General features: G+C 71.2%; 23 protein-coding genes. 11 read left to right on the forward strand and 12 right to left on the reverse strand.

Annotated elements, in window-relative coordinates:
* Window positions 1-395: 395 nt before the first annotated feature.
* Together AB0L75_RS03895 and AB0L75_RS03900 are read right to left on the reverse strand one after the other, a co-directional pair.
* Window positions 396-1067 (reverse strand): response regulator transcription factor, encoded by a 672-nt coding sequence (locus AB0L75_RS03895; protein ID WP_365174999.1) that lies wholly within the window; start codon window positions 1065-1067, stop codon window positions 396-398.
* Window positions 1068-1147: 80 nt separating this feature from the next.
* Entirely contained in the window at window positions 1148-2353 is a 1206-nt protein-coding gene (locus AB0L75_RS03900) for a sensor histidine kinase (RefSeq protein WP_365175001.1), read from the reverse strand.
* A 244-nt stretch (window positions 2354-2597) separates the two neighbouring features.
* Here AB0L75_RS03900 and AB0L75_RS03905 point away from each other — a divergent pair, with 244 nt between their 5' ends.
* Window positions 2598-3626 carry an SAM-dependent methyltransferase gene (locus AB0L75_RS03905; protein ID WP_365176439.1) on the forward strand — a complete coding sequence of 343 codons (1029 nt, stop codon included), beginning with the start codon at window positions 2598-2600 and terminating at the stop codon, window positions 3624-3626.
* A 27-nt stretch (window positions 3627-3653) separates the two neighbouring features.
* Here the strand turns inward: AB0L75_RS03905 and AB0L75_RS03910 are convergent, their stop codons facing one another.
* Window positions 3654-4805 (reverse strand): NADH-quinone oxidoreductase subunit D, encoded by a 1152-nt coding sequence (locus AB0L75_RS03910; RefSeq protein ID WP_365175003.1) that lies wholly within the window; start codon window positions 4803-4805, stop codon window positions 3654-3656.
* Between the two features lie 31 nt (window positions 4806-4836).
* On the opposite strand from AB0L75_RS03910, the gene AB0L75_RS03915 reads away from it, so the two are divergent.
* Complete coding sequence (locus AB0L75_RS03915; RefSeq protein WP_365175006.1) at window positions 4837-5340, forward strand: PH domain-containing protein; 504 nt, start codon at window positions 4837-4839, stop codon at window positions 5338-5340.
* Window positions 5341-5363: 23 nt separating this feature from the next.
* Window positions 5364-6731 carry a PH domain-containing protein gene (locus tag AB0L75_RS03920; protein ID WP_365175008.1) on the forward strand — a complete coding sequence of 456 codons (1368 nt, stop codon included), beginning with the start codon at window positions 5364-5366 and terminating at the stop codon, window positions 6729-6731.
* Window positions 6732-6782: 51 nt separating this feature from the next.
* Here AB0L75_RS03920 and AB0L75_RS03925 read toward each other — a convergent pair whose 3' ends face one another.
* Entirely contained in the window at window positions 6783-8303 is a 1521-nt protein-coding gene (locus AB0L75_RS03925; RefSeq protein ID WP_365175011.1) for a hypothetical protein, read from the reverse strand.
* A 97-nt stretch (window positions 8304-8400) separates the two neighbouring features.
* Window positions 8401-9528: an alpha/beta hydrolase-fold protein gene (locus AB0L75_RS03930; RefSeq protein WP_365175014.1), complete on the reverse strand. Its 1128-nt coding sequence runs from the start codon at window positions 9526-9528 to the stop codon at window positions 8401-8403.
* A 227-nt stretch (window positions 9529-9755) separates the two neighbouring features.
* Between AB0L75_RS03930 and AB0L75_RS03935 the strand changes: the two genes are divergently transcribed.
* From AB0L75_RS03935 to AB0L75_RS03960, 6 genes are all read left to right on the forward strand, one after another.
* Window positions 9756-11570 carry a phosphatidylglycerol lysyltransferase domain-containing protein gene (locus AB0L75_RS03935; protein ID WP_365175017.1) on the forward strand — a complete coding sequence of 605 codons (1815 nt, stop codon included), beginning with the start codon at window positions 9756-9758 and terminating at the stop codon, window positions 11568-11570.
* 145 nt (window positions 11571-11715) lie between these two features.
* On the forward strand, window positions 11716-12630 hold the full coding sequence (folP, locus tag AB0L75_RS03940) for a dihydropteroate synthase (protein WP_365175020.1): 915 nt from the start codon (window positions 11716-11718) through the stop codon (window positions 12628-12630).
* Window positions 12627-13169: a nuclear transport factor 2 family protein gene (locus tag AB0L75_RS03945; RefSeq protein ID WP_365175022.1), complete on the forward strand. Its 543-nt coding sequence runs from the start codon at window positions 12627-12629 to the stop codon at window positions 13167-13169. The genes folP and AB0L75_RS03945 overlap by 4 nt, the downstream gene beginning before the upstream one ends.
* 249 nt (window positions 13170-13418) lie before the next feature.
* Window positions 13419-13778: a dihydroneopterin aldolase gene (gene folB / locus AB0L75_RS03950; RefSeq protein WP_365175024.1), complete on the forward strand. Its 360-nt coding sequence runs from the start codon at window positions 13419-13421 to the stop codon at window positions 13776-13778.
* Window positions 13775-14386 carry a 2-amino-4-hydroxy-6-hydroxymethyldihydropteridine diphosphokinase gene (gene folK, locus AB0L75_RS03955; protein ID WP_365175027.1) on the forward strand — a complete coding sequence of 204 codons (612 nt, stop codon included), beginning with the start codon at window positions 13775-13777 and terminating at the stop codon, window positions 14384-14386. The genes folB and folK overlap by 4 nt, the downstream gene beginning before the upstream one ends.
* Before the next feature lie 71 nt (window positions 14387-14457).
* Window positions 14458-14946, forward strand: coding sequence for a DUF3180 domain-containing protein (locus tag AB0L75_RS03960; RefSeq protein ID WP_365175030.1), 489 nt, complete (start codon window positions 14458-14460; stop codon window positions 14944-14946).
* A gap of 57 nt (window positions 14947-15003) precedes the next feature.
* Here AB0L75_RS03960 and folE read toward each other — a convergent pair whose 3' ends face one another.
* The 6 genes from folE to dacB form a co-directional block, all read right to left on the reverse strand.
* Complete coding sequence (folE, locus tag AB0L75_RS03965) at window positions 15004-15609, reverse strand: GTP cyclohydrolase I FolE (protein WP_365175032.1); 606 nt, start codon at window positions 15607-15609, stop codon at window positions 15004-15006.
* A 132-nt stretch (window positions 15610-15741) separates the two neighbouring features.
* Complete coding sequence (ftsH, locus tag AB0L75_RS03970) at window positions 15742-17781, reverse strand: ATP-dependent zinc metalloprotease FtsH (RefSeq protein ID WP_365175035.1); 2040 nt, start codon at window positions 17779-17781, stop codon at window positions 15742-15744.
* Between the two features lie 195 nt (window positions 17782-17976).
* The gene (gene hpt, locus AB0L75_RS03975) at window positions 17977-18537 is read right to left on the reverse strand and encodes a hypoxanthine phosphoribosyltransferase (RefSeq protein ID WP_184975300.1); all 561 of its coding nucleotides are present in this window, start codon (window positions 18535-18537) and stop codon (window positions 17977-17979) included.
* A 113-nt stretch (window positions 18538-18650) separates the two neighbouring features.
* Window positions 18651-19706 (reverse strand): tRNA lysidine(34) synthetase TilS, encoded by a 1056-nt coding sequence (gene tilS / locus AB0L75_RS03980; RefSeq protein WP_365175037.1) that lies wholly within the window; start codon window positions 19704-19706, stop codon window positions 18651-18653.
* A 191-nt stretch (window positions 19707-19897) separates the two neighbouring features.
* A complete protein-coding gene (locus AB0L75_RS03985; protein ID WP_365175040.1) occupies window positions 19898-21031 on the reverse strand; it encodes a zinc-dependent metalloprotease in 1134 nt (377 codons plus the stop codon).
* A gap of 122 nt (window positions 21032-21153) precedes the next feature.
* Window positions 21154-22755 (reverse strand): D-alanyl-D-alanine carboxypeptidase/D-alanyl-D-alanine-endopeptidase, encoded by a 1602-nt coding sequence (dacB, locus tag AB0L75_RS03990; RefSeq protein WP_365175043.1) that lies wholly within the window; start codon window positions 22753-22755, stop codon window positions 21154-21156.
* Between the two features lie 79 nt (window positions 22756-22834).
* Here dacB and AB0L75_RS03995 point away from each other — a divergent pair, with 79 nt between their 5' ends.
* Both AB0L75_RS03995 and AB0L75_RS04000 read left to right on the forward strand, forming a co-directional pair.
* Window positions 22835-23326: an inorganic diphosphatase gene (locus tag AB0L75_RS03995; protein WP_053656495.1), complete on the forward strand. Its 492-nt coding sequence runs from the start codon at window positions 22835-22837 to the stop codon at window positions 23324-23326.
* A gap of 113 nt (window positions 23327-23439) precedes the next feature.
* On the forward strand, window positions 23440-25095 hold the full coding sequence (locus AB0L75_RS04000; protein WP_365175047.1) for a threonine/serine exporter family protein: 1656 nt from the start codon (window positions 23440-23442) through the stop codon (window positions 25093-25095).
* Window positions 25096-25108: 13 nt separating this feature from the next.
* Here AB0L75_RS04000 and AB0L75_RS04005 read toward each other — a convergent pair whose 3' ends face one another.
* Window positions 25109-26029, reverse strand: coding sequence for a VTT domain-containing protein (locus AB0L75_RS04005; protein ID WP_365175050.1), 921 nt, complete (start codon window positions 26027-26029; stop codon window positions 25109-25111).
* Between the last annotated feature and the right edge of the window lie 114 nt (window positions 26030-26143).

The raw sequence follows: 26143 nt of genomic DNA on the forward strand, positions 1-26143 counted from the left end.
CCACGAGCATGCGCCGCTGCCTCGCGGAGGCCAACCCTCAGACACACCCGCCAGAAACCCGCGCAGACGCGCACCCCCCTGCGGCCGATCCCTGCCACACCCGCACGCACCATGCCTGCGCTGACGGTCCACAACGGCCCGGCTCAGCCATGCCCGCCACGAGCATGCGCCGCTGCCTCGCGGAGGCCAACCCTCAGACACACCCGCCAGAAACCCGCGCAGACGCGCACCCCCCTGCGGCCGATCCCTGCCATACCCGCGCGCACCATGCCTGCGCTGACGGTCCACGGCAGCTTGGCTCAGCCATGCCCGCCACGAGCATGCGCCGCTGCCTCGCTGAAGCCGGCCTCAACCATGCCCGCGAGGAACCTGTGTGGCGCCTCGGCGCTCCGGGCTCAGCCGTGTCCGCCTGCGCGGACCAGCCCGGTCTCGTAGGCCAGCACCACCACCTGCACGCGGTCGCGCAGGCCGAGCTTGGTCAGGATGCGGCCCACATGGGTCTTCACCGTCGCCTCGCTCAGCACCAGCCGCGCCGCGATCTCACCGTTGGACAGGCCCTGTGCGACCAGCACCATCACCTCGCGCTCCCGGTCGGTGAGCCGCTCCAGCTCCTTGTGCTGCGGCTCCGTGCCGGAGGAGGGCAGCATCGGCGCGAAGCGGTCCAGCAGACGCCGGGTGGTGGAGGGCGCCACGACCGCGTCGCCGCTGTGCACCGAGCGGATCGCGGCCAGCAGATCGCCCGGCGGCACATCCTTGAGCATGAAGCCGGAGGCACCCGCCTTCAGCCCGGAGAAGGCGTACTCGTCCAGGTCGAACGTGGTCAGGATGAGCACCTTGGGCGGGTTGGGCTCGGAGCAGATCCGCCGCGTGGTCTCCACGCCGTCCAGCTTCGGCATGCGGACGTCCATCAGGACGACGTCGACGGGCGTGGACCGCAGCACCTGCAGGGCCTCGACGCCGTCGCCCGCCTCCGCGACGACCTCCATGTCCGGCTGGGCGGCGAGCACCATCCGGAATCCGGTGCGCAGCAGCACCTGGTCGTCGACGAGCATCACGCGGATCGTCATCGGGCCTCTTTCGTTCGGGACGGTGGGTGTGGCTTCAGAGCGAGGGTGTTACAGGTGTCAACGGGGGGCGCGCGGCTGCGTCAGTGCGCCGGTTTGAGCGGGAGCAGGGCACTGATGCGGAATCCTCCGCCCGGGCGCGGCCCGGCGTCCAGGGTGCCACCGACCATGCCGACCCGCTCGCGCATACCGATCAGGCCATGCCCCTGGCCGTCCGCGCCGCCCTCCTCGTACAACTCGTGCGGCGCGCCCTTGCCGTCGTCCTCGACGAGCAGGCCGAGCCCGTCGTCGAAGTAGACCAGCCGCACGCTCGCGCCCGCGTTGGGCCCGCCGTGCTTGCGGGTGTTGGTGAGCGCCTCCTGCACGATCCGGTACGCGGTCAGCTCCACCCCGCTGGGCAGCGGGCGCGGGGTGCCCTCGACCTTGAAGTCGACCGGAAGGCCGGAGCTGCGGCACTGCTCGATGAGGTCGTCGATCTGCTCGACGTCGGGCTGGGGGACGTACTCCCCGCCCTCCTGGTGCTCGCCGGTACGCAGCACGCCCAGCAGGCGGCGCATCTCGGCGAGGGCCTGACGGCCGGTGGAGGAGATCGTCTCCAGGGCCTTCTTGGCCTGGTCGGGGGCGGCGTCGAGGACGTAGGCGGCGCCGTCCGCCTGCACCACCATCACCGACACGTTGTGCGCGACCACGTCGTGCAGCTCGCGCGCGATACGGGCGCGCTCGGCGGCCACCGCGACCTTCGACTGCGCCTCGCGCTCCTTCTCCAGGCGGGCCGCGCGCTCCTCCAGCTGCGCGAAGTAGGCGCGCCGGGTGCGCATGGAGTCACCGAGCACCCAGGCGAGCACGAACGGCACCGTCTGGAAGACCACGATCGCGATCTGCCCGGCGAAGCTGGAGTGGATGTCCGGCCAGCGGATCTGCGCAAGGGCCGCCGCGCAGAAGCTGACGGCGAGCGCGAGTCGGGAGGCCCAGCGCGCGCCCATCGTGGCAACCGTGTAGGTGATCACCAGCATGGCGACGTCGGCGAAGGTCGTCTCGACGTCCAGGACCAGCTGGGCCAGCCCGGTCGCGAAAGCCAGCAGCAGCATCGGCTCCGGGTAACGGCGGCGCAGCGCGACCACGACACTCAGGACAGCGGACACGGCCATTCCCGCGGCGAGCGTCCCGTGGTGACCGGCCACCCCGTCGAGACTGACCACGCTCAGCCCGGACAGCCCGAACAGGACGACGGCCCAGAAGGTGTCGACCCAGGTCGGGTGGCGGCGGAGGAAGTCATAGAGGCGCTGCACGTAACCCAGAGTAGGGAAACCTGATGCGTGCAGGGGTCAACCGGAGGACCGATCCCCGTCCGGCGCGCGTACTCCGCAAGGTGGAGGAAGTGATCATCTGTGCGCCTAGTCTGTTCCGGTGACGGATGAGACGGCACCGCGAGCGGAACCGCCCGCCGGCGACGGGCACGGCGCCGCCCCCGGCGGACACGGCCGGTGCGACGGAACGGGGCGGCGCGGCTGGCGTGCGGCGACCGAGGCGGCGCTGTACGGGCCCGGCGGCTTCTACCGGCGCCCGGAGGGCCCGGCCGGCCACTTCCGTACGTCCGTGCACGCCTCCCCGCTGTTCGCGCGGGCCGTGGCCCGGCTGCTGTGCCGGGTCGACGAGGCGCTGGGGCGGCCCTCGGCGCTGGACTTCGTCGACATGGGGGCGGGGCGCGGCGAGCTGGTCACCGGAGTGCTGGCCGCCCTGCCGGCCGAGGTGGCCGCCCGCACGCGCGCGTACGCCGTCGATCTCGCCGACCGCCCCGCCGTACTGGACGAACGGATCACCTGGCTGGACACGCCCCCGGCCGTCGTCACAGGGCTGTTGTTCGCCAACGAGTGGCTGGACAACGTGCCCGTGGACGTCGCCGAGGTCGACCCCGCGGGGGTGCCCCGGCTGGTGCTCGTCGCCGACGACGGCACCGAGCGGCTCGGCGAGCCGGTGACCGGCGCGGACGCGGACTGGCTCGCCCGGTGGTGGCCGCTGGCCGCCGAGGAAGGGCTGCGCGCGGAGATCGGGCTGCCCCGGGACCTGGCGTGGGCGGCGGCGGTGGACCGGGTGGTGCGCGGACTCGCGGTGGCCGTGGACTACGCGCACACCGTCGACACGCGCCCCCCGTTCGGGACGCTCACCGGGTTCCGGGAGGGGCGCGAGACGGCGCCCGTGCCGGACGGATCGTGTGACATCACGGCGCACGTCGCGCTGGACGCGTGCGCGACGGCTACCACGGCGCATACGAACTCGGGCGCGCCCCGGGACGCGACGCGCACGGCTCCTGGCACGGCGCACTCGCTCGCGGACACCGCACGCACTCTGTCCTCCGCGCGCCTTCTCACGCAGCGCGCCGCTCTGCGTGCCCTGGACCTCACCGGCGCGCGCCCCCCGCTCGCGCTGGCCTCCAAGGACCCTTCCGCCTATGTGCGCGCCCTCGCGAGCGCCGGGGAGGCCGCCGAGCTGACCGCCCCGGGCGGTTTCGGCGACTTCGGCTGGCTGGTCCAGCCGGTTGGAATTCCGGACCCGCTCGCCTGACCGACCGGTTCCTCCCCCGCGCCCGGCCTATTTGTCGATGTCGCCGACCACGAAGAACAGCGAGCCCAGGATCGCCACCATGTCCGCCACCAGCGTCCCCGGCAGCAGTTCGGTCAGCGCCTGGATGTTGTTGTACGAGGCCGAGCGCAGCTTCAGCCGGTACGGCGTCTTCTCACCCTTGCTGACCAGGTAGTAGCCGTTGATGCCGAGCGGGTTCTCGGTCCACGCGTAGGTGTGTCCCTCGGGCGCCTTCAGCACCTTCGGCAGCCGCTGGTTGATCGGCCCGGGCGGCAGCTCGGCGAGCCGGTCCAGGCAGGCGTCGGCGAGGTCGAGCGCGTTGTGGGTCTGCGCCAGGAGCACCTCGAAGCGGGCGAGACAGTCGCCCTCGCTCCGGGTGACGACCTCCAGGGTGTCCTGGAGGTCGCCGTACGCCAGGTACGGCTCGTCACGGCGCAGGTCGAAGTCGACGCCCGAGGCGCGCGCGATGGGCCCGCTCACGCCGTAGGCGTGCACGGTCTCCGGCGCGAGCACGCCCACTGCGCGCGTGCGCCCCCGGAAGATCTCGTTGCCGAGCACCAGGTCGTCGAAGACGTCCATGCGCGAGCGCACGGCCGCGACGGCGGCACGCGCGCGTGCCGTCCAGCCGGCCGGCAGATCCTCCTTGAGGCCGCCGACGCGGTTGAACATGTAGTGCATGCGGCCGCCGGAGACCTCCTCCATGACGTTCTGGAGCACTTCGCGCTCGCGGAACGCGTAGAACACCGGGGTGATGCCGCCCAGCTCCAGCGGATAGGAGCCGAGGAACATGAGGTGGTTCAGCACGCGGTTCAGCTCGGCGAGCAGCGTGCGCGTCCACACCGCCCGCTCGGGCACCTCCATGCCGAGCATCCGCTCCACGGCGAGGACCACGCCCAGCTCGTTCGAGAACGCCGACAGCCAGTCGTGGCGGTTGGCGAGCACGATGATCTGCCGGTAGTCGCGTGCCTCGAAGAGCTTCTCGGCGCCGCGGTGCATATAGCCGATCACCGGCTCCGCGCGCACGATGCGCTCTCCGTCCAGCACGAGCTTGAGCCGCAGCACGCCGTGCGTGGACGGGTGCTGAGGCCCGATGTTGAGCACCATGTCGGTGCTCTCCGCGGCGCCGCCGATCCCGACCGTGGTCTCCGTCGTAGGAGTCATGGCCCCAGTTTCCCCTACGTACGCTGGGCCCATGGAAACGGGGAGCCCGGAGGAGACCGGGATACCGGGCGACGAGCTGGTGTGGCGGGGGCTGCGGCCCGCTCTGGTGCGGGTGCGCCGGCTGCTGATCGCCGTGTGGGCGGCGGTGCTCGCGGTCGCCACCGGACTGCCGCTGGGCCTGCTCGCGGGGCCCGCGTGGGCGGCCTTCGCGCTGCTGCCGCCGGTGCTCGCCGCGGGGTGCTGGAGGCTGGTGGAGCGCAACTGGCGCTCGTGGCGCTACGCCGAGCGCGCGGACGACCTGCTGATCAGCCGCGGTGTCCTGTGGCGCGAGGAGACGGTGGTGCCGTACGGGCGGATGCAGCTGGTGGAGGTCACCTCCGGCCCGATCGAGCGCCGCTTCGGGCTGGCGACCGTGCAACTGCACACGGCGGCCGCCGCGACCGACGCCACCATCCCCGGCCTGGATCCGGCCGAGGCGGAACGGCTGCGCGACCGGCTCACCGAGCTGGGCGAGGCGCGATCGGCGGGCCTGTGACGCCCCGGGACCACGGTGACGCCATGGGCGCCGCGGACGAGGCGGGCCAGGCGGGCGCAGCGGACAGCGCAGCGGGCATAGGCGCCACGGGGCGTGCGGGCGTGGTCGAGCGCCGACTGCATCCCGTCACGCCCTTCCGGCGGGCCTGGGCGCCGATCGCCGTACTCGCCGGGTGGGCGGTGCACGACCCGAGCGGGACGCAGGAGCAGCTGGCGCGGCTGACCACCACCGTGCTGCTGCTGGGGCTCGCCGTGCTGGTGCCGGTGGCCGGCCTCTACGGCTTCCTGTCCTGGTGGTTCACGCACTTCGCGGTCACCGACAGCGAACTGCGCATACGGACCGGTCTGTTGTTCCGGCGCACCGCGCACATCCGGCTGGAGCGCATCCAGGCCGTGGACGTCTCCCGCCCCCTCCTCGCGCGCGTGGCGGGCGTCGCGAAGCTGCGGATCGACGTCGTGGGCGCCGACGACAAGGACGAACTGGCCTTCCTGGGCGAGCGGGAGGCACGCGCCCTGCGCGCGGAGCTGCTCGCGCGCGCGGCGGGTTTCGCGCCCGAGACGGCGCGCGAAGTCGGCGAGGCGCCGGCGCAGGAACTGCTGCGCGTGCCCCCACGCGCGCTGGCGCTCTCCCTGGCGCTGACGGGCGCCACCTGGGGCTCACTGTGCGCCGCGCTCGTCGTACCGACCGTGCTGTGGCTCGCCACCCACAACCTGTGGACAGTCCTCGCCACCGCCCTCCCGCTGTTCGGCGCGGCCGGCGCGAGCAGCGCGGGACGGTTCGCCGGCGAGTTCGACTGGAAGGTCAGCGAGTCACCGGACGGACTGCGCATCGACCACGGGCTGCTCGACCGTACGCACGAGACGGTCCCGCCCGGCCGGGTGCAGACCGTGCGCCTCGTGGAGCCGCTGCTGTGGCGGCGGCTCGGCTGGGTGCGGGTGGAACTGGACGTGGCCGGGTCCGCCAACTCGGTGCTGGTGCCGGTCGCCCCGCGCCCGATCGCCGAGTCGGTCGTCGCGCGCGTACTGCACGGCGTGACGGTGCCTCAGGAGTTGTCGCGGCCGCCGCGCCGGGCCCGCTGGTGCGTGCCGGTGTGGTGGCGCGGCCACCGCCTCGCGGTCACCGGCACGGTGTTCGCCACCCGGCACGGCCTGCTGCGTCGCAGGCTCTCCCTGGTCCCGCACGCCAAGGTGCAGAGCGTGCGGCTGACCCAGGGGCCCTGGCAGCGCCTCTGGCGGCTCGCGGAGGTCCATGTGGACACCGGGGCCGGCAAGACCGTGACGGCCCGTCTGCGGGACGCCCAGGAGGCCTCGCGGCTGCTGCACGCCCAGGCGGAGAGGTCCCGTACGGGCCGCCGGGACGCCCGCCCCGACCGCTGGATGACGTCTGGATGACACAGGGCCCGGCTCCCTGTGCGGGAAGCCGGGCCCTGTGCCTGGTGAGTCTCAGGAAGCCGCGCTGCGCAGCCCCTGGACGTCGATCTGCTCGGTCTCGTCGTGCGCGGTCAGGTCGATGACCTGGCCGACGCCGTGCGCCTGCCCGCCCGCGGGCTTGAACCCGGCCTCGGCCTCCGCCTTGTGCACGGCGAGGGCCTCCTGGCCGACGACGTCGGCGAGGTCCTCGTTCTGCACGGAGTCCAGCGCGGTCTTCGGCGCGTCCTTCTGGGTGCCGAAGAAGTCGAAACCGCCCTCGACCACCGGGCGTCGCGCGGGCGCGGCCGGTACGACGGCCACCGCGGTCGGCACGGTGAAGTGCCCGGCGGGCGGCCGGCCCACGGGCCCCGCGGGCTCGCCCGGTGTCGTGGAGGCGGCGGCCGCACGCGCGTGCCCGTCGGCCGCCACCGGCTGCCCCTGCGCCTCGTCCTCCTGGGCGGCCGGGGCACCGGCCTCGCTCCGAAGGTCACCGGCGCCGTCCGTCACGCCTACGGCCGCGCCGTCTCCGGCGCCGTCCCGGGTGCCTTCTCCGGAAACGTTTCCGGCGATCTCCGCGGTCCGTTCCGGACGGACGACGGAATCGGCGTCACCCGCACCTGACCTGCGCACATCCGCCCTGCCCGGCGGGACGGCTCCCGCATCGGCCTCGACCGCGTCGACATCGGTGTCAGAGTCGACATCGGCGTAGACCTCAACAGTCACCGGCTTCGGATCCGTGTCCCGGGAAGCCGCCGTCCCGGAAACCGCCGTCCCGGAAACCGCGGTCTCGGAAACCGCGGTCTCGGAAGACGCGGCCTCGGGAGCCCCGGCTTCGTCGTCCTCGGGCGTGGCCGTCTCCGCGGCCGCCGGCACGGGCTCGGCCGAAGCCTCGCCGCCGAACCGGGCCAGGGCCGTCAGGGCCCGCCGGTACAGCCGTGCGCCCTCGGGCGAGAACACCGCGTACGCCGCCGGCTCGCCCCCAGCCTGCCCAGCGTCTCCAGAGTCCTCGACGTCCGCTCCGGCGGCCTCGGTCTTCGTCTCGGCCGGCTCCGGCTCGGCGCGACGTGCGGGCGGCAGCGCGGGCAGGGACGAGGGGACGGCCGCCTCGATCTCCAGCAGCCGGCGTCCCTCCAGGGCGGTCGCGCGCTCGGTCTCCGCCGTGGCGTACCGGCGCAGCAGGGCCGCGTGCTCGTTGCGCAGGCCGGCCAGCTCCGCGCGCTTGGCGCGCAGCCGCTGCTCCAGCTTGGTGCGCAGTTCGCGCGACTCCTCCAGGTCGGTCTCCAGTTCGGCGACCCGCTCCTCGTACCGCCATTCGTCGCCGGCACGCGCGCGCATGAGTTCGGCGACCCGCTTGCCCGCCTGGGTGTCCCAGCGGCGCATCACGACCGCGCCGACGACGGCCGTCGCGGCGGCGGCAGCGGCCAGGGCGCGCAACACCGTGGCCTCGGAGAACGCCCATGGACCCAGCGCACAGACGACGGAGACACCGGCGATCGCCGACGGAGGCAACAGCCGGTGCAGAGGTGGGGAATGGCGGTGGCGTCCACGTGGCATGGCCAGAAACTTACCGCGCGTAGGCGAATCGTGGGCCCCCGCCCCGTAAAAACACGGCCACATCACCGGCTTCACGGGGCGTCGGGGGTACGGCGGCTCAGTGGTCGGTGAGGCGTCCGCTCATCCACTGCAGGGTCGGCGGGATCTCGCGCCGCCAGGTGTTGAAGTTGTGGCCGCCGCTGTCGAGGATGATCGACGAGATCCGGGTCACATTCGTGGCCTGCACGCGCGCGATGAACTTCAGCGTGTCCTTGTAGTTGTGCTCGCCGACCTTGCTGCTGGTGACGAGCAGCGAGGTGTCCGGCGCCTGCTCATGCTTGAGGAACCACTGCAGGTCGGCACGATTCTGCAGGGTCTTGTCGCCATGGAAGAGGTCACCGGTGGTGGGGTCGATCGGCGCCTTGTAGTACGGCGACAGGCCCGCGGCGGCGGCGTACACGTTGGGGTGGTGCATGGCGATCTTGAGCGCGCAGTAGCCGCCTGTGGAGTCGCCGATGATGCCCCAGCTGCCAGGCCGCTTGCCGACCCGGTAGTGCGCGAGGACGGCCTCCGGCAGATCCTTGGCGAAAAACGTTTCCGTCTGCGGCCCGCCCGGGATGTCCACGCACTCGGTGTCCCGCGGCGGCGCCACGGTCGGCCGCAGCATCACCAGGATCATCGGCTGCATCCGCCCGTCCTTGGCCAGCTGCTGTGCCGTGTGCGGATAGCGCAGCTTGTCCACCAGCGCCTGCGACGTCCCCGGGTAGCCGGTCAGGACGACCGCCGTCGGGAACGTACGCGTGCGGTACTGCGGCTGGAAGTACTCCGGCGGCAGGTAGACGAAGGCCGGCGTGGCGATGTGACTGGTCCGGCCGACGATGTCGACCTTCTGGATCTGTCCGGACAGCTGCGGGCTGCTGCCGCGCACGCCCGGGACGCCGGTCGAGGAGACCACCTGTATCGGACCGCCGGTGCTGCCGTTCGCGGAGTGGTCGACGACGATGCCCTGGTCGGTCTCCTGGCCGAACAGGTCGGCCCAGCTGGCGTAGAACCCGAAAGCCTGGTTGGCGGCGAGGCCCACGGACGAGAAGATCGCCAGCTGAGTGGCGAGCATCAGGCCGACCCGTCCGCTGATGGTCCGCCAGCTCTGCCGCGCGAGGCGTGGCCAAAGCCACACCGTTCCGACGAACAGAACTGCGGCGAAGACGATCGCCAGCACCAGCACCTTGTTGCTTGTGAGACCCATGGGCTGTTACCTGCCTGCGCTTTCCGCCCGGCACCCGCCCGCACATCGTCGCGAGAGCTTGCCCGAGGCTTTCCTTGGCCTTTGACCCGACTTTCCGGTGGGGAGTGAACCTCTCTCCCCGAGACACCGTCCTAGAGGGCGCAATGTCGCCGGATGCCCGATCGGGCCCGGGTTCAAGGTCTCTCGCAGAACTACGGGATGCGATGTCTGTCAGGATAGATGGGGAAATGTCGGGCGAGGTTCCGAGCCGATCAAGCCGGGCGCGGCGGATACTGCACGGCCCGCGCCCCGAGGCCGTCCCCGCCCTCGTCAGCCGGGCGGCCGCCCTCGTGGGTGTCCTGAACATTGCCGCGGGTGTGTTCCCGCGCTTCCGCCACAGCCGTATGCACGCTATCGCGGAGGTGCTGCCGGGTTCGTTCGGGCCCTTCGCCGCGGCGCTCGCGCTGAGCGCCGGCGTGCTGTTGTTGCTGCTCGCGCATGGTCTCAAGCGGCGCAAGCGCAGGGCGTGGCGGGCCGCGGTGGCGCTGCTCCCGGCGGGCGCGGCGGCCCAGTTCGCGTACCGGCACTCGATCATCGGCGTGCTCATCGCGGTCGCGCTGCTCGTGCCGCTGGTGCTCCACCGAGACCAGTTCGCGGCCCTGCCGGACCCGCGCAGCAGGTGGCGTGCTCTTACCAACTTCGTACTTATGAGTGCCGGTTCTCTGGTCCTCGGACTCGTGATCGTCAGCGTTCACCCGCACCGGACGATCGGCGACCCGAGCCTGGCCGACCGGTTGACCCATGTCGTCTACGGCCTGTTCGGCTTCGAGGGGCCGGTCGACTACCAGGGCAACACGACCTGGACCGTCGCCTTCTCCCTCGGCGCCCTCGGCTGGATCACCGCCGTCACCACCATCTACCTGGCCTTCCGCCCCGAGCACCCGGCCGCCCGCCTCTCCGAGCAGGACGAGTCCCAGCTGCGGGCCCTGCTGGAGAAGCACGGCGCGCGCGACTCGCTCGGCCACTTCGCCCTGCGCCGCGACAAGGCGGTCGTCTTCTCCCCCAGCGGCAAGGCGGCGGTCACCTACCGCGTCGTCTCCGGCGTGATGCTCGCCAGCGGCGACCCCATCGGCGACGTCGAGGCCTGGCCCGGCGCGATCGAGCGCTTCATGGACGAGGCCAAGGCGCACTCCTGGACGCCCGCCGTCGTGGGCTGCTCGGAGACGGGCGGCGAGGTGTGGACCCGCGAGACCGGCCTGGACGCCCTGGAACTGGGCGACGAGGCGGTGGTGGAGGTCGCGGATTTCTCGCTCGCCGGACGCGCGATGCGCAACGTCCGACAAATGGTCAAGCGCATCGAGCGAGCCGGCTACGAAACCCGGGTGCGGCGCATCCGTGACCTCAGCGACGGCGAACTGGAGCGCATCCGCCGGGCGGCGGAGGACTGGCGCGGCACCGACACCGAGCGCGGCTTCTCCATGGCGCTCGGCCGCATCGGCGACGTCGCGGACGGCGACTGCCTGATCGCCACCGCGCACAAGCAGGACGACGAGCCCGGCGAGTACGGCGATCTGAAGGCGATCCTGCACTTCGTGCCCTGGGGCAGGGACGGCGCCTCGCTGGAGCTGATGCGCCGCGACCGCAGCGCGGACCCCGGTATGAACGAACTGCTGATCGTCGCCGCCCTCCAGGCCGCCCCGAAGTTCGGCATCACCCGGATCTCGCTGAACTTCGCGATGTTCCGCTCCGCCCTCGCGCGCGGCGAGAAGATCGGCGCCGGTCCGGTGCTGCGCGGCTGGCGCGGACTGCTGGTGTTCCTCTCGCGCTGGTTCCAGATCGAGTCGCTCTACAAGTTCAACGCCAAGTTCCAGCCGCGCTGGGAGCCGCGGTTCATCGTCTACCGCGCCACCACCGACCTGCCCCGCATCGGTGTCGCCACCATGCAGGCGGAGGGCTTCGTCAACCTCGCGCTCCCGCTCCCGCGCTTCCTGCGCCGGCGCAGGGCGGCCGCCCAGCGCCCCTGCGCGCACGGCGTGGCGGAACGGGACGTCCGCGCGGCCTGAACGCCGTACGGAGAACCTGAGCACCGTGGGACCGAGCGGTGCGGCCGAGGACCGGCCCGGGCGGACACCCGACCCCCTCCAGCACGGGGGCTTCCGCCCGGGCCGCCGCGCGTTTGCGGCGTTCGGCTGGGCCTACGCTGAACGTATGAACTACCACAGCGGGCGCGGCCAGGTGGCCGGCCTTCCGGCATGGGACCGGTGCGCGGTCATGGGTGTGGTCAACGTGACCCCCGACTCCTTCTCGGACGGCGGCCGCTGGTTCGACACGACCGTCGCCGTCAAGCACGGGCTGGACCTCGTGGCCCAGGGCGCGGACCTGGTCGATGTCGGCGGCGAGTCCACCCGCCCCGGTGCCACCCGCGTCGACGAGGCCGAGGAACTCAGGCGCGTCATCCCGGTCGTCCGCGGCCTCGCCTCCGAAGGCGTCGTCGTCTCCGTGGACACCATGCGCGCCTCCGTGGCCGAGCAGGCCCTCGCGGCCGGCGCCGCCCTCGTCAACGACGTCAGCGGCGGCCTCGCCGACCCCGCGATGATCCCGGCGGTCGCCGACGCGGGCGCCCCGTTCATCGTGATGCACTGGCGCGGCTTCCTCCAGGGCGACAACGTCAAGGGCGCCTACGAGGACGTCGTCGGCGAAGTCGTGGGCGAACTGCACACGCGCGTGGAGGCCGTTCTGGCGGGCGGCATCGCTCCCGACCGCGTCGTCGTCGACCCCGGTCTCGGCTTCTCCAAGGAGGCCGAGCACGACCTCGTCCTCCTCGCCCACCTCGACCGCCTGCGCGCCCTCGGCCACCCGGTGCTCGTGGCCGCCTCCCGCAAGCGGTTCCTCGGCCGCGTCCTCGCCGGTCCGGACGGCGCACCCCCGCCGGCCCGGGAGCGCGACGCCGCCACGGCCGCCGTCTCCGCGCTCGCGGCGCACTCCGGCGCATGGGCGGTACGCGTACACGAGGTGCGCGCCACCGCAGACGCCGTACGGGTCGCGCGCGCCGTGGAGGAGGCGCGTGCGGCGGAACACGCGCCGGACGAGGCGAGTGAGCGCGGGGCGGAAGGACCCCGGTGAGCGCCCCTCATACCGACGTCGAACAGGTGGAAGCCGCCAACACCGCCTTCTACGAGGCGATGGAGCGCGGTGACTTCGAGGAGCTGTCCTCGCTCTGGCTCACCCCCGCCGACCTGGGCGTGGACGAGGAGTACCACGACCCGGCGGACACCGGCGTGATCTCCTGCGTCCACCCCGGCTGGCCGGTGCTCACCGGCCGCGGCGAGGTCCTCAGGTCGTACGCCCTGATCATGGCCAACACCGACTACATCCAGTTCTTCCTCACCGATGTGCATGTCTCCGTCACCGGCGACACGGCCCTCGTGACCTGCACCGAGAACATCCTCAGCGGTGGCCCCGCCCCGAAGGACGGCTCGGAGCTGGGACCGCTGGTCGGCCAGCTCGTCGTCGCCACGAACGTGTTCCGGCGCACCCCATCCGGCTGGAAGCTCTGGTCGCACCACGCCTCCCCCGTCCTGGCGGAGAGTGATGACGAGGACGGCGAGGCCGGTGTGGACGGCGTCAACGGCGTGGATCCGGACGACGAACCCCTCGGCTGAGCGGACGGACGGTTCCACTGGGACCAAGAAGTGGTTGGAATCACCTACCCCGGGGTAGGAGCCGCTACCAACCCATGACACCGCCGGGTTTCCCTCGGGAAACGCGAGATGAACCCTCGTGGTCCCGGTCCGGGCCCGCGCCCCGCAACCCGGCTTTGTCAGTGCCCGCAGGTAGATTCGTCTGAGGCCGGTGTACCGCCCGCACGTGGTACGGACCGGTGCTTCCCGACGATTGCAGGAGTGATTCGCGTGGATCGTGTCGCGCTGCGCGGCCTCAAGGCCCGCGGGCACCACGGTGTGTTCCCCAAGGAGCGCGAGGAGGGCCAGACCTTCATCGTCGACCTCGTCCTGGGGCTGGACACCCGGCCGGCCGCTGCCGACGACGACCTGGCGAAGACCGTGCACTACGGCGTCGTGGCCGAAGAGGTCGTGGCCGTGGTCGAGGGTGAGCCGGTGAACCTCATCGAGACCCTCGCCGAGCGGATCGCCCAGACCTGCCTGAAGCACGAAGGGGTCCTGGAGGTCGAGGTCCATGTGCACAAGCCGGACGCGCCGATCACCGTCCCCTTCGACGACGTGACCGTCACCATCACCCGGAGCCGAGTATGACCCGACCTTTCCTCCAGGGTCACAGCGACCCGACCGTCCAGCCGGTGCCCGCCTCGGTCGTCGAGAAGGTCGACGCCGCCGACACCACCCTGCACAACCCTCAGTGGGCCGTCATCTCCATCGGTGCCAACCTGGGCAACCGCCTGGAGACCCTCCAGGGCGCCGTCGACGCGCTAGAGGACACCCCCGGTGTCCGTGTGAAGGCCGTCTCCCCGGTGTACGAGACCGAGCCCTGGGGCGTCGAGCCAGGCAGCCAGCCGTCGTACTTCAACGCGGTCGTGGCCCTCAAGACCACCCTGCCCCCCGCCTCCCTGCTGGAGCGGGCGCACGCCATCGAGGAGGCGTTCAAACGCGTCCGTGACGAGCACTGGGGCCCGCGCACCCTGGACGTCGACATCGTCGCCTACGCCGACGTCACCTCCGACGACCCGCAGCTCACGCTGCCCCACCCGCGTGCCCATGAGCGCGCCTTCGTGCTCGCGCCGTGGCATGACGTGGACCCGCAGGCCCAGCTGCCCGGCCGCGGCGCGGTGGCCGAACTGCTGTCGGCCCTCACCCGCGCGGGCGTCGAACCCCGCGAGGACCTGGAACTCCGACTGCCCGAGTAGTCGTTAAGGTCAAGACGACAAGGTCGACACGACCGCAGTCCGGACCGGTCCGGGGGAGCTGAAGGGACACCGTGAGAGAGCTGCGTATCAGGGTGCTGGCCGGCGTGTTCGTCGTGGCCGGCGTCCTGTCCTGGGCGGGCGCCCGCCTCTGGAACTCGATCGGGACCCTCCCCAGCGTCCCCCTGGCCGCACCCATCGTGCTCGCCCTGATCGCGATGGTCCTGCTCTCGACGGCACTCTCACTGCGCGCCCGCTTCAAGGCCCAGCGCGAGCGCCGGCCCGGCGCGAAGGGCGTCGACCCGCTGATGGCCGCCCGCGCGGTCGTCTTCGGCCAGGCCAGCGCCCTGGTCGCCGCGCTCGTCGCCGGTATGTACGGCGGCACGGGCGTCTTCCTGCTGGAACTGCTCGACATCCCCGCCCGCCGCGACCAGGCCATCTACGCCGGCTTCTCGGTCCTTGCGGGGATCGGCGTGATAGCGGCGGCCCTGTTCCTGGAGCGGGTGTGCAAGCTCCCGGAGGACGACGACCAGAACCACCCGGGGGCGGAGCCGGTGGCCTGACCGCCGGCGCCCGGCGAAGGCATCGGCGTCACGGCGCGGGCATCCGGCGTCACCCGGTCAGTGCGCCATGATGAGGCTCATCGCCTCGTTCCGCGTGGCCACGTCCCGCAGCTGCCCCCGCACGGCCGACGTTATGGTCTTCGCCCCCGGCTTGCGGATGCCGCGCATGGACATGCACATGTGCTCGCACTCGATGACCACGATCACGCCTCGCGGCTCCAGGATCTTCATCAGGGAGTCGGCGATCTGCGTCGTGAGACGTTCCTGCACCTGAGGACGGCGCGCGAAGACGTCCACGAGCCGGGCCAGCTTGGACAGACCGGTGATCTTCCCGGACGTCGACGGGATGTATCCGACGTGCGCGACTCCCCGGAACGGCACCAGATGATGCTCACAGGTGCTGTACACCTCGATGTCCTTCACCAGGACCATCTCGTCGTGTCCCAGGTCGAACGTCGTCGTCAGGACGTCCTCGGGCTGCTGCCACAGGCCCGCGAAGATCTCCTTGTACGCCCGTGCCACCCGCGCCGGGGTCTCCCGCAGGCCCTCACGGTCCGGGTCCTCGCCGACCGCGATCAGCAGCTCGCGTACGGCGTTCTCGGCGCGCTTCTCGTCGAACTCGCCGATGCGGCACTCACCGTCCAGTGTCACGGGGTCGGTCATCTGGTTCCTCGTTCCTGTGCCTTCACGCGTGGCGGCGGCCACACGTTCATGTTGCGGACATAAGAAAGCCGCGCCCCCAGGCTAAAACCTGGGGGACGCGGCGTTCATTCCGGGCCGGTTGGCCGAAAGCGGTCAGCTCTCCGGGCGGTCCTCCGGAGTCTGGTCCGTCACCGGGGCCGACTCCGCGGCCGTGGACTTGACCGTGCTGATCGCCGCCGTCGCACCGTTCGCACCGTTGGTCAGTGCCAGCTCCTTCGGGGAGAGCACCGGCGGGCGGGTGGAGGGGGTGCGGCGGGAGGAGCCGGTCCACGCGGGCCGCGGCGGGCGCTTGTGGATCGGGGCGAAGATCTCGGCGATCTCCTCCTTGCCCAGGGTCTCCTTCTCCAGCAGGTGGAGGACGAGCTGGTCGAGCACGTCGCGGTTCTCGACCAGGATCTCCCAGGCCTCGTTGTGCGCGTTCTCGATGAGCTTCTTGACCTCTTCGTCGACCAGCGCGGCGACCTCTTCCGAGTAGTCGCGCTGGTGAGCCATCTCACGGCCGAGGAAGGGCTCGCTGTTGTCGCCGCCGAACTTGATGGCGCCGAGCCGCTCGGTCATGCCGTACTGGGTGACCATCGCGCGGGCCAGATTGGTGGCCTTCTCGATGTCGTTCGCGGCGCCGGTGGTCGGGTCGTGGAAGACCAGTTCCTCGGCGGCGCGGCCGCCCAGCATGTAGCCGAGCTGGTCGAGCATCTCGTTGCGGGTGGTCGAGTACTTGTCCTCGTCCGGCAGGACCATCGTGTAGCCGAGGGCGCGGCCGCGGGACAGGATCGTGATCTTGTGGACCGGGTCGGAGTTCGGCGAGGCCGCCGCGACCAGGGCGTGACCGCCCTCGTGGTACGCAGTGATCTTCTTCTCCTTGTCCGACATGATCCGGGTCCGCTTCTGCGGGCCCGCGACCACGCGGTCGATCGCCTCGTCCAGCGCCCTGTTGTCGATCAGCTTCTGGTCGCCTCGGGCGGTGAGCAGCGCGGCCTCGTTCAGCACGTTGGCGAGGTCGGCGCCGGTCATGCCCGGGGTGCGGCGGGCGACGGCGGACAGGTCGACGTCGGGCGCGACCGGCTTGCCCTTCTGGTGGACCTTGAGGATCTCCAGGCGGCCCTGCAGGTCCGGCGGGTCGACCGCGATCTGGCGGTCGAAGCGGCCGGGGCGCAGCAGTGCCGGGTCAAGGATGTCGGGCCGGTTGGTAGCGGCGATCAGGATGACGCCGCCCTTGACGTCGAAGCCGTCCATCTCGACGAGCAGCTGGTTCAGGGTCTGCTCACGCTCGTCGTGACCACCGCCGAGGCCGGCGCCGCGGTGGCGGCCGACCGCGTCGATCTCGTCGACGAAGACGATCGCCGGGGCGTTCGCCTTGGCCTGCTCGAACAGGTCACGGACTCGCGAGGCACCGACACCGACGAACATCTCGACGAAGTCGGAACCGGAGATCGAGTAGAAGGGGACGCCCGCCTCGCCGGCGACGGCACGCGCGAGCAGGGTCTTGCCGGTACCCGGGCGGCCGTAGAGCAGCACGCCCTTGGGGATCTTGGCGCCGACGGCCTGGAACTTGGCCGGCTCCTGCAGGAACTCCTTGATCTCGTGGAGTTCCTCGACGGCCTCGTCGCAGCCGGCGACGTCGGCGAACGTCGTCTTCGGGGTGTCCTTGGTGATGAGCTTGGCCTTGGACTTGCCGAAGTTCATCACGCGGGAGCCGCCGCCCTGCATCTGATTCATCAGGAACAGGAAGACGACCACGATCAGGACGAACGGCAGCAGGGAGAGCAGGACGCCGACGAACGGGTTCTGCTTGGACGGCGACACCGTGTAGCCGTCCGGGATCTGCTTGTCCTGGTACTTGGTCTGCAGCGTGCCGGCAATCGTCACGCCCTGGTCGCCGATGTAGCTCGCCTGGATCTTCGAGCTGCCTTCGACCTTCTGGCCGTCCTTGAGCGTGACCTTGATGCTCTGCTCGTCACCGGTGGTCAGCTTGGCCGACTGGACCTTGTTGGCGTTGATCGCCGCCACGACCTGGCCGGTGTCCACCGTCTTGTAGCCGCCGGACGAGCCGACGACCTGCATCAACACGACCACGGCAAGGACGGCCAGCACGATCCACATGACCGGCCCACGGAAGTATCGCTTCACGTCCATCCATACGGAGCGGTGCCGCCCCGTCCCTCCTGCCATAGTGAGTTTGATAAGACAGTTCTTCTGACGGTACCCCAGCATCAATGTCCGAAGCCGCACGAAGTCGCTTCGACGGCTGGGAAACCCGTCTCTGCATGCTTCAACGGCACGGAACCCGCCGGGGTTCCCGATCGTCCTACAAGGCTTGAGCCGAGTGGCTCAGCCGCCGTAGACGTGAGGCGCGAGCGTACCGACGAACGGCAGGTTGCGGTACTTCTCGGCGTAGTCGAGGCCGTAGCCGACGACGAATTCGTTCGGGATGTCGAAGCCGACCCACTCGACGTCGATGGCGACCTTGGCCGCGTCGGGCTTGCGCAGCAGCGTGCACACCTTCAGGGAGGCGGGCTCGCGCGAGCCGAGGTTGTTGATCAGCCAGGACAGGGTCAGGCCGGAGTCGATGATGTCCTCGACGATCAGGACGTGCCTGCCCTTGATGTCGGTGTCGAGGTCCTTCAGGATCCGCACCACACCGGAGGACTGGGTGCCCGCGCCGTAGGAGGACACGGCCATCCAGTCCATGGTGAGCGGGGTGGACAGCGCCCGGGCGAGGTCCGCCATGACCATCACGGCGCCCTTGAGGACGCCGACGATGAGCAGGTCCTTGCCCGCGTACTCCGCGTCGATCTTCGCGGCCAGTTCGGCCAGCTTCGCGTCGATCTCTTCCTTGGTGATGAGCACCTGCTGGAGGTCGGCACCCATGTCTTTCGCGTCCACCCGCATCACTTTCGGTCGTCCCGCACTTACGGCCGTGCTCACGGCCTCTGGCTACGGCCGTGGTCACGGCCACGGCCGCCCGAACCGGCCGCCTGAGGGTCGCTCCGCGGGGTCGGGATTCAGCCTTGCCGAATCACCAGTCTGCCACCCTGGCGCTGCGCGACGACTCTGCCCGGGAGATTGATGGCTCCCTGGCCGCGCCAGCCGGTGATCAGACGGTCGACTTCCTCGATGTGGCGGGCGAACAGCGAACCGGCCGGTGCACCGGCCTCGATGGCCGCGCGGCGCAGGATCCGGCGGCGTACGGCGGGCGGGAGGGCGTAGAGCTTGGCGCATTCCAGCAGGCCCGTGGCGTCGCGTACGGAGGCCTCGGCCTGGCTGGCCCAGGCGTCGAGGGCGTCGGCGTCGTCGCGGGAGAGCTGGGCGGTGCGGGCGAGCGCCTCCACGACTCCCTTGCCGAGGGCCTTCTCCAGGGCGGGCAGGCCTTCGTGCCGGAGCCGGGAGCGGGTGTAGGCGGGATCGGTGTTGTGCGGGTCGTCCCAGACCGGGAGGGACTGGACCATGCAGGCCTTGCGGGCGGTCTGCCGGTCGAGCGCGAGGAAGGGCCGCCGGTAACGGCCGTCGGCCCCCGAGACCGCGGCCATGCCGGACAGGGAGCGGATGCCGGAGCCGCGGGCGAGGCCCAGCAGGACGGTTTCGGCCTGGTCGTCGCGGGTGTGGCCGAGCAGGATCGCGCCGGCGCCGTGGCGTTCGGCGACGGCGTCGAGGGCGGCGTAGCGGGCGTCGCGGGCGGCTGCTTCGGGGCCGCCGTCGCGGCCGACGCTCACGGCGACCGACTCGACCGGGTCGAGGCCGAGTCCACGCAGGCGCAGGACGACCTCGTCGGCGCGGAGGCCGGAGCCGGGCTGAAGGCCGTGGTCGATGGTGACGCCCCCGGCGCGGACGCCGAGCTTGGGCGCTTCGAAGGCGAGGGCGGAGGCGAGGGCCATGGAGTCGGCGCCGCCGGAGCACGCGACGAGCACGAGCGGGGAGGGGAGCCGCTCGGCTGTCCGGTCCGGGCGCTCGCCGGAGGCCTGCCGGCCGGGCAGGCAGGAGGTGTGGTGGTCGTTGAGGATGTCGTGGAGGACGCGGCGGACCGCCAGGCGTATCGCCGCGACCGCAGGATGGGGACCCATGTCCGGTTCCCTTCATGAAGTTTTCGGGGGGTGAACCCGAGTCGGTCACTCAGAGTGTGTAGATGGTGACAGAACCGGGCGGTTCCCCGAGCATTGCACGCCTACGCATGGCTCACGGTCCCTCGGACGGGTGATTGGAGGGGCGTTCGCCTGCCGCAGGCCGGATTCATTTCACGACGTGTCCATGCCGTTCACGACTCGGCCTTGCGGTGCACCCGCGCGACCCAGTCCGCCGGTTTGGCGATCTCGGCCTTGGTGGGAAGGGTGTTGGGCGAGGTCCACACGCGGTTGAAGCCATCGGTGCCGACCTGTTCGACGACGGCCCGCACGAACCTCTCGCCGTCCCGGTACTGCCTCAGTTTGGCATCCAGACCCAGCAGCTTGCGCAGGGCGAGGTCGAGGCGGGAGGCACCCTTGGCGCGGCGCTGCTGGAACTTCTCGCGGATCTCCGCCACGGTCGGTACGACACTGGGTCCGACGCCGTCCATGACGTAGTCGGCGTGCCCCTCCAGCAGGGACATCACGGCGGTGAGGCGGCCGAGGATCTCCCGCTGGGCCGGGGTCTGCACCAGCTCGACGAAGGAGCGGCCGCCGTCGTCCTCCTCGCCCTCGGGACGGCCTCCGGCGAGGGACTGGGCGGCTTCCCTGATGCGCTCCAGGAAGGTCATCGGGTCGACGTCGGTCTCCGCCAAGAACGACTGGATTTCGCCCTCCAGATGGTCACGCAGCCAGGGCACGGCCGTGAACTGCGTGCGGTGGGTCTCCTCGTGCAGGCACACCCAGAGGCGGAAGTCGTGCGGTTCGACGTCGAGTTCGCGCTCGACGTGGACGATGTTCGGGGCGACGAGGAGGAGTCGGCCGCCGCCGTTCTCGCCGGCCGGGAGGTCGCGGGCGGCGGGGGCGAAGGTCTCGTACTGGCCAAGGACGCGGGACGACAGGAACGACAGCAGCATGCCGAGTTCGACGCCGGTGACCTTGCCGCCGACAGTGCCGAGAACCGCGCTGGTGGGGTTGCCCGAGCGGCGTTCCTGCATCTTCTCCAGGAGCGGTTTGAGGATCTCGCGGAAGCCGGCGACGTTGGCGCGCACCCAGCCGGGGCGGTCGACCACGAGGACCGGGGTGTCGTGGGTGTCCTCGGTGCCCATACGAGTGAAGCCCCGGACGTGTTCCTCCGAGGCTTTCGCGTGCCGGCGCAGCTCCGCGACGACGGCGCGTGCCTCGTCGCGGCTGACGTCGGGGCCCGGTCGCACGAGCCGTGTCGCGGTCGCCACCGCGAGGTTCCAGTCGACCATCCCGGGAGATGTGGTGCCACCGAAGCCAGTCATGCTGTCAACCGTACGGGACCGTCACCTCTTGAGGCAGGCCGTGCGCGCTCGGCAGGGGTGGTGGTGCGGGGCGGGCGCGGACAGCGGGGCGGTACGGCCCGGACCGCGGCGCGGGCGGGAGGTCATCTGCAGCCGCACTTCGCCAGTGCGGTCGCCGTCCTGTCCAGGGCGGACTCGGCCTCCGCGGGGTTCGTCGTGCCGGCGGCCATGAAGGCGAAGGCCAGGAGGCGGCCGTCGGCGTCCACGACGGTGCCGGCGAGGGTGTTCACCCCGGTCAGCGTGCCGGTCTTGGCGCGTACGACGCCCGCCGCGGTGTCGGTGTAGCGGTCGGCCAGGGTGCCCGTGAACCCGGCCACGGGCAGGCCGGTGAGGACGGGGCGCAGGCCGGGACGCCCAGGGTCGCCGGCCGTGACCAGCAGGCCGGTGAGGAGGTCGGCGGTGAGCCGGTCGTCGCGGTTCAGGCCGCTGCCGTCGTGGAAGGAGGCGCCGGACATCGGCAGGCCGAACTTGGTCAGCCGCGCCGAGATCGCCTTGGCGCCGCCGTCGAAGCTGCCGGGCTGGCCGCTGGCGAGGGCCGTCTGGCGGGCCAGGTGCTCGGCGATGTCGTTGTCGCTGTTGGTCAGCATCCGTTCGACCAGGGCGGACAGCGGGGGTGAGGAGACCGTGGCGAGGGTCTCCGCGCGCGTGCTGGCCTTGGAGGGGCCGGGGGGCGTCGTGGTGATGCCGGCGTCGTCCAGGAAGCCCGCGAACTCGTCGGCCGCGTCCTTCGCCGGGTCGCTCACCCGGGGCGCCGGGCCGCTGGTGGAGTCGTCGGTGCGGCCCTCGTCAGCGGTCAGGGCGCTGACCGGCGCCAGGTTGTCGTTGACGCCGATGGGGTGCAGGGCGGGGCCGGAGTAGAGGGTCGTGTCGTAGGAGAGCGTGACCTTGTGGATGCCGCGCTTGTGGAGTGCCTTCGCCGCGTTCGCCGCCAGTACGCGCAGGCTGGCCCAACCGTCGGCCTTCTCGTGCGCGGTGAGGGTGGGGTCGCCGCCGCCGACCAGGACGAGTTCGCCGGTGTCGGGTTCGAGGGCGGCGCGGGTGGTGAGGCGGTGGTCGGGGCCCAGGGCGGACAGGGCGGCGACCGCGGTGGCGATCTTGGTGGTGGAGGCCGGGGCGAGGGGCCTGTCCGCGTCGGCGCCGTACACGCGCCGACCGGTGGCCACGTCGACGACGACGGCCGCGTGCGTGCCGCCCAGCGCGGAGGCGTTCAGGAGGGGCCTGAGGGCGTCCGAGAAGGCCTTTCCGCCCGGGGCGGCCATCTTGGTGCCAACGGCGCTCCTCGTGGCGTCCAGGCCCACCAGGACGGGAGCGGCGCTCGGCGTGGGCCGGGGCGCCCCCGCCGCCGCATCTGATCCGCCGTGATCTGCGCCACCTGACCGCTGCAGGGCGGTCGCCCGGTCCCGCTCGGCCGTACGCTGACCGTTGGCGTCCCAGGGGCCGGCCACGGTCACCACGCCGGCGGCGAGCGCGAGGCCGGCGGTGGCGGCGCCCGCGGTGTACTGCCAGGTCCTGACGGACCGGGGACGCGACAGGTGCGGGGAGCGGGGCCGCAGGGCCCGCGCCCACCGCGCGAGACGCGGCCCGGCAGCCGTCGCGGCCCGCGCCAGACGTGGTCGTACGGCGTTCGCGATCCGCTCCACCTGCGGTCTCGCGGCTCGCCAAGGCCTCAGCTCTGGCACGACCACCAGCCCCTTTCGCGATCACACACGTGCGTGAGGGACACTTAATCACCAGAACTATGTGCTGATCATGGAGGAGCCACCGGTGGAGTTCGACGTCACGATCGAGATCCCGAAGGGTTCGCGCAACAAGTACGAGGTGGATCACGAGTCCGGTCGGATCCGCCTGGACCGTCGTCTCTTCACCTCGACCGCCTACCCGACCGACTACGGCTTCGTCGAGAACACCCTCGGCGAGGACGGCGACCCGCTGGACGCGCTGGTCATCCTGGACGAGCCGACTTTCCCGGGCTGCCTGATCAAGTGCCGTGCGATCGGCATGTTCCGCATGACGGACGAGGCGGGCGGCGACGACAAGCTGCTGTGCGTTCCGGCCACCGACCCGCGTGTGGAGCACCTGCGTGACATCCACCACGTGTCGGAGTTCGACCGCCTGGAGATCCAGCACTTCTTCGAGGTCTACAAGGACCTGGAGCCCGGCAAGTCCGTCGAGGGTGCCAACTGGGTGGGCCGTACGGACGCCGAGGCGGAGATCGAGCGGTCGTACAAGCGCTTCGAGGAGCAGGGCGGCCACTGAGCGCCCCCTCACGTCTTGTTTCGAACGGGCCGTACGCACACGCGTGCGGCCCGTTCGGGTATCCGTGCGCATACTGAGGCCAGTGGAAGGTGTCGTACAGGGAGCGGTGCGAGGTGACGGAGGCGGAGGACCGCAAGCCCCGGTCGGACGAGGCGCGGTACGACCCGGAGATCACGTCCGAGTTCGCCATTCCCGAGGGTCTCGCTGTCCCGAGGACGCTCGCCGAGCCGGAGACCACGTCCGAGTTCGCGCTCCCCGAGGGGCTGCAGACGCCGGAGCCGCCGAGCACCGAACCGGAGGGGTCGGCGTTCACCCTGCCGCGCACCTACAGCGCAGGGGACACCCTGGCGGCGTTCACCCCGGCCACCGGGGTGCCGCTGGTCAGCCTGGTCAAGGACGCGCCCTGGCAGGACCGGATGCGCACGATGCTGCGCATGCCGGTGGCCGAGCGGCCCGCGCCGGAGCACGTGCAGCGCGAGGAGGAGGGCGGCCCGGCCGTCCCGCGCGTCCTCGACCTGACCCTGCGTATCGGGGAGCTGCTGCTGGCCGGCGGCGAGGGCGCCGAGGACGTGGAGGCCGCGATGTTCGCGGTGTGCCGTTCCTACGGCCTGGACCGCTGCGAGCCGAACGTCACCTTCACGCTGCTGTCGATCTCGCACCAGCCGTCGCTGGTGGAGGACCCGGTGACGGCGTCGCGGACGGTACGGCGGCGGGGCACCGACTACACGCGGCTCGCGGCCGTGTTCCGGCTGGTGGACGACCTGACCGACCCGGAGACACATGTCTCGCTGGAGGAGGCCTACCGGCGGCTGGCGGAGATACGCCGTAACCGGCACCCCTATCCCGGCTGGGCGCTGACCCTGGCCAGCGGGCTGCTGGCCGGTGCGGCCTCCATCCTGGTCGGCGGTGACCTGATCGTGTTCATCGCGGCGGCCCTCGGCGCGATGCTCGGCGACCGGCTGGCCTGGCTGTGCGCGGGGCGGGGACTGCCGGAGTTCTACCAGTTCACGGTGGCCGCGATGCCGCCCGCGGCGATCGGGGTGGCGTTCGCGCTGGCGCACGTCGATGTGAAGGCGGCCGCCGTCGTCACCGGTGGGCTGTTCGCGCTGCTGCCCGGGCGGGCGCTGGTGGCGGGCGTGCAGGACGGCCTGACGGGCTTCTACATCACCGCGTCGGCCCGTCTGCTGGAGGTTCTGTACTTCTTCGTGGGCATCGTCACCGGCGTGCTGATCGTCCTGTACTTCGGCGTGAAGGTCGGCGGCAAGCTGAACCCGGACGCGGCGCTCATCATCAACGAGCGCCCGGTGATCCAGATCGCGGCCTCCATGCTGCTGTCGCTGACCTTCGCGGTGCTGCTCCAGCAGGAGCGGTCGACCGTGCTGTGGGTGACCCTCAACGGGGGCGTGGCGTGGACGGTGTACGGCGCGATGCACTACGTCGCGAACATCTCGCCGGTGGCGTCCACGGCCGTGGCGGCGGGGCTGGTGGGCCTGTTCGGGCAGCTGCTGTCGCGGTACCGGTTCGCGTCGGCGCTGCCGTACACGACGGCAGCGATCGGGCCGCTGCTGCCCGGCTCCGCCACGTATTTCGGGCTGCTGAGCATGGCGCAGAACGAGGTGGACAAGGGGCTGGTGTCGTTGGCCAACGCCGCGTCCCTGGCCATGGCCATCGCCATCGGGGTCAATCTCGGGTCGGAGGTCTTCCGGCTGTTCCTCCGGGTCGGTTCCCCCGGGAAGCGACGGGCCGCCAAGCGGACCAGGGGCTTCTAGGCGCCGTCCCCCGCTACTGCTGGCGGTAGTCGTAGGGGTACTGGTTCTGGTTCTGGTCGTACTGCTGCTGCGGGTACTGCTGGTTGTCGTAGTACTGCTGGTGGTCGTAGTACTGCTGGTTCCAGTCCTGCTGCTGGGACTGCTGGTACGGCTGCTCGTAGTGGTCGTACTGGTCGTACTGGTGGGTCTGGGGAGCCTGGGGAGCCTGGTGGTCGTACTGCGGCTCCGGCTCGATGCGGCGCAGCCTCGTCGTGGCGTCGTCCATGACCGGCGGGGCCGGGCGGGACGCTTCCGGCGTCTGCTGCCGGGCCTTCTTCTCCTTGCCGCGGGCCCGCAGGAACTCGATGGCGATCGGGACCACGGAGACGAGGACGATCAGGATCAGGATCGCCTCGATGTTCTTGTTGACGAAGTCGATGTTGCCGAGCCAGGAGCCGAGCAGGGTGACGCCCGCGCCCCACAGGGTGCCGCCGATGACGTTGAAGATCAGGAACGAGCGGTACTTCATGCCGCTGACGCCCGCGATGATCGGCGTGAACGTGCGCACGATGGGCACGAAGCGGGCCAGGACCAGGGACTTCGGGCCGTACTTCTCGAAGAACTCGTGGGCCTTGGTGACGTTCTCCTGCTTGAACAGGCGGGAGTCCGGGCGGTTGAACAGGGACGGGCCGACCTTCTTGCCGAACATGTAGCCCGCCTGGTCGCCGAGGATCGCGGCGAGGCAGATCAGTCCGATCGCGCCCCACAGGGGGAAGTCCAGCTGGTGCGAGGTGATCAGCAGGCCGCAGGTGAACAGCAGCGAGTCACCGGGCAGGAAGAAGCCGATGAGCAGGCCGGACTCGGCGAAGACGATGAGCAGCAGACCCCAGATGCTGTACGTGTCCAGCAGGTAGTTGGGATCCAGCCAGCTCGGGCCGAGGGCGAGTGTCATCACGGGTCCGGGCTCCTGAGGGGGTGAAGGCGGCTGTGGCGTCCATCTGAAGGCCGCACAAAGCTATCAACGTGATGTGACCGCCCCAGGTTCCACGGGTGGCTCCAGGATGCACTG

It is taken from the genome of Streptomyces sp. NPDC052101 (genome assembly GCF_040680235.1).
GTDB lineage: Bacteria > Actinomycetota > Actinomycetes > Streptomycetales > Streptomycetaceae > Streptomyces.

Bases quoted from the DNA above. Each gene is read 5' to 3' on its own strand.
- AB0L75_RS03895 (WP_365174999.1), bottom strand. From the start codon at position 1,067: ATGACGATCCGCGTGATGCTCGTCGACGACCAGGTGCTGCTGCGCACC.
- AB0L75_RS03910 (WP_365175003.1), bottom strand. From the start codon at position 4,805: ATGACTCCTACGACGGAGACCACGGTCGGGATCGGCGGCGCCGCGGAG.
- AB0L75_RS03915 (WP_365175006.1), top strand. From the start codon at position 4,837: ATGGAAACGGGGAGCCCGGAGGAGACCGGGATACCGGGCGACGAGCTG.
- AB0L75_RS03920 (WP_365175008.1), top strand. From the start codon at position 5,364: ATGGGCGCCGCGGACGAGGCGGGCCAGGCGGGCGCAGCGGACAGCGCA.
- AB0L75_RS03925 (WP_365175011.1), bottom strand. From the start codon at position 8,303: ATGCCACGTGGACGCCACCGCCATTCCCCACCTCTGCACCGGCTGTTG.
- AB0L75_RS03930 (WP_365175014.1), bottom strand. From the start codon at position 9,528: ATGGGTCTCACAAGCAACAAGGTGCTGGTGCTGGCGATCGTCTTCGCC.
- AB0L75_RS03935 (WP_365175017.1), top strand. From the start codon at position 9,756: ATGTCGGGCGAGGTTCCGAGCCGATCAAGCCGGGCGCGGCGGATACTG.
- folP (WP_365175020.1), top strand. From the start codon at position 11,716: ATGAACTACCACAGCGGGCGCGGCCAGGTGGCCGGCCTTCCGGCATGG.
- folK (WP_365175027.1), top strand. From the start codon at position 13,775: ATGACCCGACCTTTCCTCCAGGGTCACAGCGACCCGACCGTCCAGCCG.
- folE (WP_365175032.1), bottom strand. From the start codon at position 15,609: ATGACCGACCCCGTGACACTGGACGGTGAGTGCCGCATCGGCGAGTTC.
- ftsH (WP_365175035.1), bottom strand. From the start codon at position 17,781: ATGGACGTGAAGCGATACTTCCGTGGGCCGGTCATGTGGATCGTGCTG.
- hpt (WP_184975300.1), bottom strand. From the start codon at position 18,537: ATGCGGGTGGACGCGAAAGACATGGGTGCCGACCTCCAGCAGGTGCTC.
- tilS (WP_365175037.1), bottom strand. From the start codon at position 19,706: ATGGGTCCCCATCCTGCGGTCGCGGCGATACGCCTGGCGGTCCGCCGC.
- AB0L75_RS03985 (WP_365175040.1), bottom strand. From the start codon at position 21,031: ATGACTGGCTTCGGTGGCACCACATCTCCCGGGATGGTCGACTGGAAC.